At 63.8% G+C, this 10,024-nt stretch carries 9 protein-coding genes; 5 read left to right on the forward strand and 4 right to left on the reverse strand.

Features of this window, described 5'->3' with window-relative positions:
* The coding region (locus EN991_RS10635) for an FAD-binding oxidoreductase (RefSeq protein WP_164768961.1) at positions 1-1,099 on the forward strand (1,099 nt) is incomplete at its 5' end.
* A 186-nt stretch (positions 1,100-1,285) separates the two neighbouring features.
* Positions 1,286-1,852 carry a DUF6101 family protein gene (locus tag EN991_RS10640; RefSeq protein WP_127368712.1) on the forward strand — a complete coding sequence of 189 codons (567 nt, stop codon included), beginning with the start codon at positions 1,286-1,288 and terminating at the stop codon, positions 1,850-1,852.
* Positions 1,853-2,019: 167 nt separating this feature from the next.
* Here EN991_RS10640 and ubiA read toward each other — a convergent pair whose 3' ends face one another.
* Both ubiA and EN991_RS10655 read right to left on the reverse strand, forming a co-directional pair.
* Complete coding sequence (gene ubiA, locus EN991_RS10650; protein ID WP_064995195.1) at positions 2,020-3,003, reverse strand: 4-hydroxybenzoate octaprenyltransferase; 984 nt, start codon at positions 3,001-3,003, stop codon at positions 2,020-2,022.
* Between the two features lie 68 nt (positions 3,004-3,071).
* Entirely contained in the window at positions 3,072-3,983 is a 912-nt protein-coding gene (locus tag EN991_RS10655; protein WP_127368713.1) for a LysR family transcriptional regulator, read from the reverse strand.
* A gap of 89 nt (positions 3,984-4,072) precedes the next feature.
* Between EN991_RS10655 and EN991_RS10660 the strand changes: the two genes are divergently transcribed.
* Together EN991_RS10660 and purD are read left to right on the forward strand one after the other, a co-directional pair.
* Positions 4,073-4,888 carry a phytanoyl-CoA dioxygenase family protein gene (locus tag EN991_RS10660; RefSeq protein WP_027164167.1) on the forward strand — a complete coding sequence of 272 codons (816 nt, stop codon included), beginning with the start codon at positions 4,073-4,075 and terminating at the stop codon, positions 4,886-4,888.
* A gap of 278 nt (positions 4,889-5,166) precedes the next feature.
* Positions 5,167-6,444, forward strand: a complete 1,278-nt coding sequence (gene purD / locus EN991_RS10665; protein ID WP_127368714.1) for a phosphoribosylamine--glycine ligase — start codon at positions 5,167-5,169, stop codon at positions 6,442-6,444.
* A 13-nt stretch (positions 6,445-6,457) separates the two neighbouring features.
* On the opposite strand, the gene EN991_RS10670 is transcribed toward purD, so the two are convergent.
* Both EN991_RS10670 and EN991_RS10675 read right to left on the reverse strand, forming a co-directional pair.
* Positions 6,458-7,567: a glycoside hydrolase family 25 protein gene (locus EN991_RS10670; RefSeq protein WP_164753913.1), complete on the reverse strand. Its 1,110-nt coding sequence runs from the start codon at positions 7,565-7,567 to the stop codon at positions 6,458-6,460.
* Between the two features lie 246 nt (positions 7,568-7,813).
* Positions 7,814-8,032, reverse strand: a complete 219-nt coding sequence (locus EN991_RS10675; protein ID WP_013532811.1) for a hypothetical protein — start codon at positions 8,030-8,032, stop codon at positions 7,814-7,816.
* A 214-nt stretch (positions 8,033-8,246) separates the two neighbouring features.
* Between EN991_RS10675 and EN991_RS10680 the strand changes: the two genes are divergently transcribed.
* Complete coding sequence (locus EN991_RS10680) at positions 8,247-10,016, forward strand: acyl-CoA dehydrogenase (protein ID WP_127368716.1); 1,770 nt, start codon at positions 8,247-8,249, stop codon at positions 10,014-10,016.
* The last annotated feature ends 8 nt before the right edge of the window (positions 10,017-10,024 follow it).

Below are 10,024 nucleotides of genomic sequence, written 5' to 3' on the forward strand. Positions count from 1 at the left end.
GTCCAACACCGTAACAGTAGAAGCCGGTGTCATCCTGCAGACGCTGCAGGAGGCAGCCGACGCCGCCGACCGGCTGTTCCCGCTGTCGCTGGCCGCGCAAGGCTCCTGCCAGATCGGGGGCAATCTTTCCTCCAATGCCGGCGGCACCGGCGTGCTTGCCTACGGCAATGCGCGTGAACTTTGCCTCGGTGTCGAGGTGGTGCTGCCGACCGGCGAGGTGTTCGACGACCTGCGCAAGCTGAAGAAGGACAACACCGGCTACGATCTGAAAAACCTGTTCGTCGGGGCCGAAGGCACGCTCGGCGTCATCACCGCCGCCGTGCTGAAACTGTTCCCGAAACCGAAGGGGCGCGAAGTCGCCTTCGTCGGCCTGTCGTCGCCCGAGGCGGCACTTTCGCTGTTCGGCCTGGCCATGGACCGTGCCGGGGCAGCACTCACCGCTTTCGAACTGATCGGCAGGCGGCCATATGATTTCACCCTGGCGCATGCCCAGGGTGTGGTGCGGCCGCTGATCGAGGACTGGCCGTGGTACGTGCTGATGCAGATTTCATCAGGCCGTTCGTCGGAAGATTCGAGAGCGTTGATCGAGGATGTGCTGTCGGCTGGCCTCGAACAGGAATTCGTCGGCGACGCCGTCATTGCCGCGAGTCTCGCGCAGGGCGATGCCTTCTGGAATTTCCGTGAGTTGCTGCCCGAGGCGCAGAAACCGGAGGGCGCCTCGATCAAGCACGACATTTCGGTGCCTATTGCCTCGATCCCGCGTTTCATCGAAGAAGCCGCCGGCGCGGTGGCGTCGGTGAGCGCCGGCGCGCGCGTGGTCTGCTTCGGCCATATGGGCGACGGCAATCTCCACTACAACATTTCCCGGCCCGTCGACGGCGACGATGAGGCGTTCCTCGCTCTCTATCACCCCATGAACAAGGCGGTGCACGATGTGGTGCGCAGCCTGCACGGTTCGATCTCGGCCGAGCATGGCATCGGCCAGTTGAAGCGCGACGAGCTGATCGCCACCGCGCCGCCGATGGCGATCGATCTGATGCGAAGGGTGAAGGCCGCTTTCGATCCGGCCGGCATCATGAATCCGGGTAAGGTTATCTGATCCTTTCGACATCTTGTGGCTGGTGGGATTCCGATAACCATCCCTGAGATCAGCAAAATTTAACCGACTTTCTTAAGCGGGGCGGTAAGGAGCCCGCGCTACTGTCTCCATACAAACGAGGCTGGAAAAACCGGCCCGGAGAGAACCGGACACCGGCTCTCAGGAGACAGACAGGAAGGCCACTCTATGAACACCGGACTGAAGCCAGTCTGGGCGGGACGCAACATGCGTCTCGACCCATTCCGCCTGCCGCAAGTGGTGAGCTACGCGACTCGCGACGACTACGGCGATGTAACCTTCACCATCGACCAGCGCGGCGCCGTGATCCGCCGCTTGCTCGAGATGAGCGGCCTGCCCGCGATCATCGTTCTGCCCTCCAATGCGTTCCGCGGCGTTGCCGCCCGCGCCATGGAGGATCCGGACGGCAATGTCACGGTGACCCTGGAACTCCTGCACAACGACCCGATGCTGTCGGTGCCGCTGCTGGTGGCCGACGATCTCGACGATGTCGCCGCCGACTGGCGCGCCTGGGCCGACGCTTACCGCCTGCCGATGCTGCTCATCGAATCGGACGGCGTTGCCCGCACCCTGGAAGAATCACTCGGCGCCGCCATCAAGACGCTGCCGCCGCAGGATCGGCGCAAGGGGCGGATTTCGAACACGCGCCGCCCGCGTTTCCTCGCTCGCCGCAGAGCTGGCGACCTCGGTCTCAGGCTGGTCATCGACGGCCAGGAGATTATTTCGCGGGAGTAGGAAGGTTCTTCCTTCTCCCCCTGTGGGAGAAGGTGGCCGAGCGAAGCTCGGTCGGATGAGGGGTGTTCCAGCTTGGCAATGCCGGCGTTCCGTCACGCACCCCTCAACCGTCTTGGCGCTGCGCGCCAATCCACCTTCTCCCACAAGGGGAGAAGGAAGAAGCGCCGCTAAACCAGCGGCTTCAGAGCCACCCACACAGCGCCGCCGATCAGGCCGAGGAAGATCAGCCAGCCGACCTGGTTGTTCGACCTGAACAGGCGCAGGCATTGGTCCGGATTGTCGATGTCCAACACGGCGATCTGCCGCGCCATATGAGCGCCGGCGGCGATCAGCCCGGCCAGCGCCACCACCGGCGCCTGCGCCGACGCGAAGGCGATGGCGAAGCAGATCAGCGCGCCGCCATAAAGTCCGGCCAGCCAGGCCTTGGTGTTGTCGCCGAACAGGCGTGCCGTCGAGCGCACGCCGACAATGGCGTCATCTTCCTTGTCCTGGTGCGCGTAGATCGTGTCGTAGCCGATCACCCACAGGATCGAGCCGATATAGAGCATGACAGCAGGCCCATCGAGATCGCCGAACTCGACCGCCCATCCCATCAGCGCGCCCCAGGAAAACGCAAGGCCGAGCACCAGTTGCGGCCAGTTGGTTATCCGCTTCATGAACGGATATATGGCGATGACCGCCAGTGAGCAGATGCCGAGCAGGACGGCAAAGCTGTTGAACTGGATGAGCACGACGAGGCCGACCAGGGCCTGCAGGACGAGAAACAGCCATGCCCGCCGGCGCGTCGCCTTGCCTGACGGCAGCGGTCGCGAGCGCGTGCGCTCCACCTGGTTGTCGATGTCCTCGTCGACGAGGTCGTTGTAGGTGCAGCCGGCGCCGCGCATGGCGATGGCCCCGACCAGGAAAAGCACGAGATACAAAGGCGCCGGCAGCAGTGAGAGCAGCGGGTCGCCGGGACGCGGATAGGCGCTTGCCGCCAAGGCCGCCGACCACCAGCACGGCCACAGCAGCAGTTGCCAGCCTATCGGCCTGTCCCACCGCGCAAGCTGCGCATAGGGCCATATCGAGCGCGGCAGCACGCGGTAGACCCAATGGCCGTTCGGCGCATCGGCGACACGGCCCTGGGCCGCTTTCGACTGGATGGTTTCCATGCCCATGGAGTGGCAGCAGCGGCGGAAACCGTCAAGCGGCAAGCGGAGACGCGGCGCCCGTCAGCCTTTCACGAGGCAAAGATGTCGCGGGTGGCGAACCAGTCCTTGGCCACCTCGACGAAGGCCAGCGCTGCATTCGACACACGCTGATGCGTGTCATAGGTAAGCAGGATCCGCTGCATGGGCAGCGGATCCGACAGCGGCTTGCAGATGAGCGGCAGCCCGTCATAGCTGCGGTCGCCATGCGGGCGGGTGTAGCTGACCGCAACGCCGAAGCCGTTGGCGACCATGCTCCGTTGCAGTTCGAACGAGCTTGTCGTCATGTCGGCCACAGGCGAAAGGCCGCGGCTGCGGAACAGGTCGAGCATATGCTGCCAGCTGTGCGGCTGGTCGGTGGTGATCAGCGGATAGGCGGCCAGATCGGCAAGGCTGACCGACGGGCGATCCGCCAGGGCATGGCCTGCCGGCAACAGCGCGTGCGGGCGAAGTTCACGCAGCAGGATGCGGGCGAAATGCGTCGGCAGGCTGAGATCATAAGTCAGGCCGAGATCGATGGCCGCGTCACCCAGCCGTCGACCCAGCGTCTCGAACGTCTCGTCGCGAACGACGATCTTGACGGCCGGATAGCGTTCGGAGCAGGCGCGGATCAAAGCCGGCGCGAAGAAAGGCGCCAGATCCTCGAAGCATCCCAACACCAACTCGCCGCTGACAGCCGATTTGCTTGAACCCAGGCCGATGAGTTCCTCCGTTTCGGTGAGAACCTGCCTTGCCTTGGCCACGACGGCGCGGCCGAACGATGTCGGCGACACGCCGCTTCCCCGCTGGCGGACGAACAGTTTCTGGCCGAAATTCTTTTCGACCGCGTCGATGGCCACCGAGATCGACGGCTGAGAGACGTTCAGCATCTTTGCCGCGCCGGTGACGCTGCCGTGACGCGCCACGGCAACCAGATAGCGTAGCTGCGTGAGAGTCACACTCATAGAGGCACTCTATATGTCAGATCGAAAGTTATTATTTTACCGAATGAATAGATATTGCGATAGTGGCTTTATTCCAAGAGGAGAACGCCATGGCTTCCCGGACTGCCACCCTCGACGCCACCAGGATCGGCGCGTCCACGATTGCCGACTATCAGCGTGACGGCGCTGTTTGCATTCGCGGCGCCTTCAAGGGCTGGGTCGACACGATTGCCGCAGGCATCGAACGCAACATGCAGAACCGCAGCGCCACCGCATCCGACATAGCCAACGGTCGCGGTAGTTTCTTCGATGACTACTGCAACTGGGAGCGCATCCCCGAATTCGTCAGCCTGGTACGGGACTCACCCGCCGCCGAACTTGCGGCGGCGGTGATGCAATCGCGCACCGCGCAGTTCTTCCATGATCATGTGCTGGTGAAGGAACCCGGCACGCAGAAGCCGACGCCCTGGCATCAGGACATCCCCTACTATTTCGTCGATGGCCAACAGACGGTGAGCTTCTGGATACCCATCGACCCGGTGAAGGAGGCGACGCTGCGGCTGATCGCCGGCTCGCACAAATGGGACAAGATGATCCTGCCGGTGCGCTGGCTCGACGATAGCAATTTCTATGCCGGCGAGGGCGACTATCTGCCGGTGCCGGATCCCGACAAGGACCCTTCGATGAAGGTGCTCGAATGGGAAATGGAGCCGGGCGACGCCATCCTGTTCGACTTCAGGACCGCGCATGGCGCGCGTGGCAATATGACCGCGGCGCGGCGCCGGGCGCTGTCGCTGCGCTGGGTCGGTGACGATGCGCGCTATGTCGAGCGGCCGGGCCGTACCTCGCCGCCCTATTACGGCCATGGCATGCAGCCGGGCGAGAGGCTGCGCGAGGACTGGTTTCCGGTGGTTTTCTCCGCCTAGCGAATCGCCAGAAAATTGGCGGCGGGGATAACGTTCCCGTGCGCAATTGCGATCTAAACACCCTGATGCCTTGACCCGTCGCCCGGAGAGCAATAGCGGGTCTCCAAGAGACTGTTTCGAAATTCGCTCTGGCGAGTCATATGGTGGTGGTTTCGAGAACCGTAGCGGAGCGGACATTTGGTCCGTGAGCTCAGTTCTACTGCACGCAGTAGAACGGGAAGCGCAGAAAACGCCATCAGATGGCCGCCAGAGCAGAATTTCGGCATCAAGAGGTGGCCATGAACGTTCTTCTTCTGGGCTCCGGCGGCCGCGAACATGCGCTCGCCTGGAAGATCGCCGCGTCGCCGCTGCTGACGAAGCTTTATGCCGCCCCCGGCAATCCGGGCATTGGCGGCGAGGCCGAACTGGTCAAGCTCGACATCGCCGATCACGCCGCGGTCACCGCATTCTGCCGGGAGAAAAAAATCGACCTCGTCGTGGTCGGTCCGGAAGGCCCGCTGGTCGCCGGCATTGCCGACGATCTGCGCGCCGAAAATATCCGCGTCTTCGGTCCCTCCAAGGCAGCGGCACGGCTGGAAGGCTCGAAAGGTTTCACCAAGGACCTCTGCGCCCGCTACAACATCCCCACCGCCGCCTATGGCCGTTTCAGTGACCTGGCCTCGGCCAAAGCCTATGTCGAAAAGACCGGGGCGCCGATCGTCATCAAGGCCGACGGGCTCGCTGCCGGCAAGGGCGTCACCGTCGCCATGACGCTCAGTGAAGCACAGGCAGCACTCGATGCCTGCTTCGATGGTTCCTTCGGCGCCGCCGGCGCGGAAGTTGTGGTCGAGGAATTCATGACCGGCGAGGAGGCGAGCTTCTTCTGCCTCTGCGACGGTACCACCGCACTGCCCTTCGGCACCGCGCAGGATCACAAGCGCGTCGGCGACGGCGACACCGGTCCGAACACTGGCGGCATGGGGGCCTATTCGCCGGCACCGGTGATGACGCCGGAACTGGTCGAGCGCACCATGCGTGAGATCATCGAGCCGACCATGCGCGGCATGGCCGAACTGGGCGCGCCTTTTTCCGGCGTGCTGTTTGCCGGGCTGATGATCACCGACAAAGGGCCAAGACTGATCGAATACAACACCCGCTTCGGCGATCCGGAATGCCAGGTGCTGATGATGCGGCTGAAGGACGATCTGCTGGTTCTGCTCAATGCGGCAGTTGATGGCCAACTTGCCCACACCTCGGTGCGCTGGCGCGACGAGGCGGCACTGACCGTCGTGATGGCGGCGAGAGGCTATCCCGGCACGCCGGAAAAGGGCTCGGTCATCCGCGGCGTCGAAGACGCGGCAAGCGACGGCGTCCAGGTGTTCCATGCCGGCACCGCCATCAATGGCGGCGCGCTGGTTGCCAATGGCGGCCGCGTCCTCAACGTGACGGCATCAGGCGCCACGGTCGGCGAGGCGCAGAAACGAGCCTATGCCGCGCTCGACCGCATCGACTGGCCGGACGGTTTCTGCCGCCGCGATATCGGCTGGCAGGCGGTGGCGCGCGAACAGGGAAACTGAAGTCCGCGTTGGCTTACCGCTGGCCGCGATCGAGTTCGGTGGAAGCGGTGCTGAGCGGATCGGCAGCGGCAAAGGCAGCGTCGAGTTGTGCGGGCGAACGCCGCTCGGTCCGCTTCCAGGCGACATATTGTACAATGCCGAAACTCAGTCTCCGGGGCACCGTCTTCACGACCGGCATGCGGAAGCCGTCGCGGAAACGGGACCAGCGTGTCCCCAACGCTGCGACCATGTCCTCGAAAGTCGGCGGCGCGGCCACAGACGCATAGGTGATGGTGACATTGCCGGCGAGGCCGGCCTCGCGTGAAACCGGTAGCGGTATGGAGGCGAGATAGTCCGGCGGCACGTCGATAAGCCCGCCGAACGGCCATTGCGCGCGCAGCGTTGCGGCGTCTGTCGGCGCGACATTGACGTCTATGTCGTTAGGCGTGCCGGCAACCCTGTAAGGGCAGCGGAAACGGCCGCAATTAGCTTGCGCCGAAAACTGCCACAGTGCGTAGCCTTGCCAGTTGCCCATCGGAAAATGCACGTCGATGTCGTTGGTGTAGCGGGCATACCAGAGCGGTAGCCGCGACAGGAGCCGGTATCGGTAGCTGTTGTCGGCAATGTACTGGGCGGTCTTGCCGTTGGTGTACAGCACCGGGAAACGGCCGATGCGCCGATGCACCTGGCGCACGAACTCCTCGGCGTCGTCGAGCGACATCCATTGCGAGGGATCATTGCCCTCAATGTCGAGAGCCATGAGATCGTCCGGCGCAGGCTCGGCGAAATCGAGGAAATTGTTGGCCTGCTCGACCGGATTGCCGGGGCGGGCAAGGTGATAGGCGCCCCATTTCAGGCCGAGTGCCTTGGCCACCACCCGGCGCGTCTGGAACAGTTCGCGCGTCACCGCATGGCGTTTCCACAGCGCCTTGCAAAGCTTCACCTCAATGTCGTTGCCCAGGCAGAAATAGGGCGGCGGCATGCCGTCGGAGGCCTTGTTGATGAAGCCGACGACCCGCTTGTCGGTGGCGAGTTGGGCCCAATCGATGGAATTGTATTCGTAGGCATCGACCACCAAACCGCGGTCGGCGTTCTTCCAGGGCTCGGAAAAATCCGAAGCCTTTGCCGCCGTGGACAGCGCCATCGTCGCCGCCAAGGCGAGAAGCGCCAGCGCATGTCGGCCAAAAGTGTGCAGCGGTTTTGGGGCAACGACATGCGGAGGAAACAATGGCTTGAAGGGCGTCGGCACGACACTCTTCAAGCGGCGAAGGAGACGCGCCGTCCTTTTCAAAACAGGGAATCCCCGTTGATCAAAGACAAATCCTGAACGGCTATGGTTAAGGAAGTACTTTCGGGGCTGACTTCAGAAAAGCTGGCGACGCATCAGCTGCTAGAATTCAAACGGGTCCGGAGCCGGCTCTTGCCGCAGCGTGCCCTCGGCGGCGCGTTTGCGGTGGTGGGCGAGTGAGCATTGCGGCGAGCATAATATGCCGCGATCCGACCAGTAGGCGGCCCCGTGGTCCAGTCTGCCGCCATGGTAGCAGAACCCCTCCGCTCGATAGGGCAGGCCGCATTCGATGCAGCGATAGGCGTCGGGTCTGGCAAGCATGGGCGGTTCCGGTTGGCTGGTTCTGATCCGTCGCCGGTCGACTTGATCCGGCATGGATTGAACTTAATACGCGCCGCCGCGATTGCAAAATCCGCGTGACAAAATTTGACGTTTACGTAAAAAGAAGATGGGAGACCGCTGATACGGCGGGTGGTTTTGCAGCGGCACCGGCTCTAGGGTTGGGCGGGCCGATGCATCAGGAGGAGTGAGCGGCATGTATAGGGCACCGGTCGAGGATATCGCCTTCACGCTCAAGCATGTCGCCGGCATGAAATCGGCGCTCGATGCCGGCAGGTTCGGCGATCTCGGCGATGACCTGGTCGATGCCGTTCTTGGCGAGGCCGGCCGCTTCGCCACTGAAGAGGTCGCACCGCTCTACACGATCGGCGATCGGCAAGGTGCCGTGCTGAAGGACGCTGCCGTCACCACACCACCCGGCTGGAAGGAACTCTATCGCCGCTGGATCGATGGCGGCTGGAACGCGCTCTCCGGGCCTGAGGAATATGGCGGCCAGGCGCTGCCGACCATGCTTGGCGTTGCCGCGCTCGAAATGTGGAACTCCGCCGCCATGGCCTTCGGCATCGGCCCGACGCTGACCATGGGTGCTGTCGAAGCGCTCGACAAACACGCCTCCACAGACCTCAAGGCAAAGTATCTCGAAAAGCTCGTCTCCGGCGAGTGGATGGGCACGATGAACCTGACCGAGCCGCAAGCCGGTTCGGACCTCGCCGCCTTGCGCGCCCGCGCGGAGCCGGTGGGTGACGGCAGCTACCGCATCTTCGGCCAGAAAATCTTCATCACCTATGGCGAGCACGACTTCACCGACAACATCATCCATCTGGTGCTGGCGCGGCTGCCCGATGCGCCGGCCGGCACGCGCGGCGTATCGCTGTTCCTGGTGCCGAAATTCCTGGTCGGCGACGATGGCGCGCTCGGCGCGCGCAACGATGTCTTCTGTTCCGGACTTGAACACAAGCTCGGCATCCATGCCTCGCCGACCTGCACCATGATCTATGGCGATGGTTTCCAGGGCGCCAAGCCCGGCGCCGTCGGCTGGCTGATCGGCGAGGAGAACAAGGGCCTCGCCTGCATGTTCACGATGATGAACAATGCGCGGCTTTGTGTCGGCATGCAGGGGGTAGCGGTCGCGGAAGCCGCAACGCAGAAGGCGATCGCCTATGCCAATGAACGCCGGCAGGGCAAGGCCGCGAGCTACACTGGCACGGGTATGGCGCCTATCGTCCATCACCCCGATGTCCAGCGTAACCTGCTGACCATGAAGGCGCTGACCCAGACCGCGCGCGCCATCAGCTATTCCTGTGCCCACGCCATCGACATGGCCCGTGTCTCCGCCGGTGACGAGGCGGCCCACTGGCGCGACCGCGCCAATCTGCTGACGCCGCTGGCAAAGGCGTTCTCGACCGATATCGGCGTCGAGGTTGCCTCACTCGGCCTCCAGGTTCATGGCGGCATGGGCTTCATCGAGGAGACGGGAGCGGCCGCCTTCTATCGTGATGCGCGCATCGCCCCGATCTACGAGGGCACCAACGGCATTCAGGCGATCGATCTGGTGATGCGCAAGCTGCCGCTCGGCGGCGGCGACCATGTGCATGGTTATATCGCCGAACTGGCTGATATGGCCGCAGCGGTGCGGACCTCGAACCTGCAGGGTTTCGGCCGCACCGCCGACGCTCTCGACGCGGCACTTGGCGATCTCAGCGAAGCGACCCGCTTCCTGCAGAAACTGGCGGCCGAAGGCCGGGCGGACGAGGCGCTGGCGGGCGCGACGCCCTATCTCAGGCTGATCTCGCTTGCCGCCGGCGGCGCCTATCTGGCGCGCGGCGCTCTTGCCGATCAAGGCCGTATTCCCCTTTGCCGCTTCTTCGCCGAAAACCTGCTCGGCGAGGTCAGCGCTTTGCGGGCGCGCGTCATCGATGGCGCCGAAAGCCTCGCCGCTGCCGGAAAAACGCTGATTTCCGCCTGACGTTCACA

It is taken from the genome of Mesorhizobium sp. M7A.F.Ca.US.005.03.2.1, assembly GCF_003997795.1.
In the GTDB taxonomy this organism is placed as follows: domain Bacteria; phylum Pseudomonadota; class Alphaproteobacteria; order Rhizobiales; family Rhizobiaceae; genus Mesorhizobium; species Mesorhizobium ciceri.

Excerpts from the sequence above, each read along its gene's own strand:
- EN991_RS10640 (WP_127368712.1), top strand. The coding sequence starts at position 1,286 with ATGAACACCGGACTGAAGCCAGTCTGGGCGGGACGCAACATGCGTCTC.
- ubiA (WP_064995195.1), bottom strand. The coding sequence starts at position 3,003 with ATGGAAACCATCCAGTCGAAAGCGGCCCAGGGCCGTGTCGCCGATGCG.
- EN991_RS10655 (WP_127368713.1), bottom strand. The coding sequence starts at position 3,983 with ATGAGTGTGACTCTCACGCAGCTACGCTATCTGGTTGCCGTGGCGCGT.
- EN991_RS10660 (WP_027164167.1), top strand. The coding sequence starts at position 4,073 with ATGGCTTCCCGGACTGCCACCCTCGACGCCACCAGGATCGGCGCGTCC.
- purD (WP_127368714.1), top strand. The coding sequence starts at position 5,167 with ATGAACGTTCTTCTTCTGGGCTCCGGCGGCCGCGAACATGCGCTCGCC.
- EN991_RS10670 (WP_164753913.1), bottom strand. The coding sequence starts at position 7,567 with ATGGCGCTGTCCACGGCGGCAAAGGCTTCGGATTTTTCCGAGCCCTGG.
- EN991_RS10675 (WP_013532811.1), bottom strand. The coding sequence starts at position 8,032 with ATGCTTGCCAGACCCGACGCCTATCGCTGCATCGAATGCGGCCTGCCC.
- EN991_RS10680 (WP_127368716.1), top strand. The coding sequence starts at position 8,247 with ATGTATAGGGCACCGGTCGAGGATATCGCCTTCACGCTCAAGCATGTC.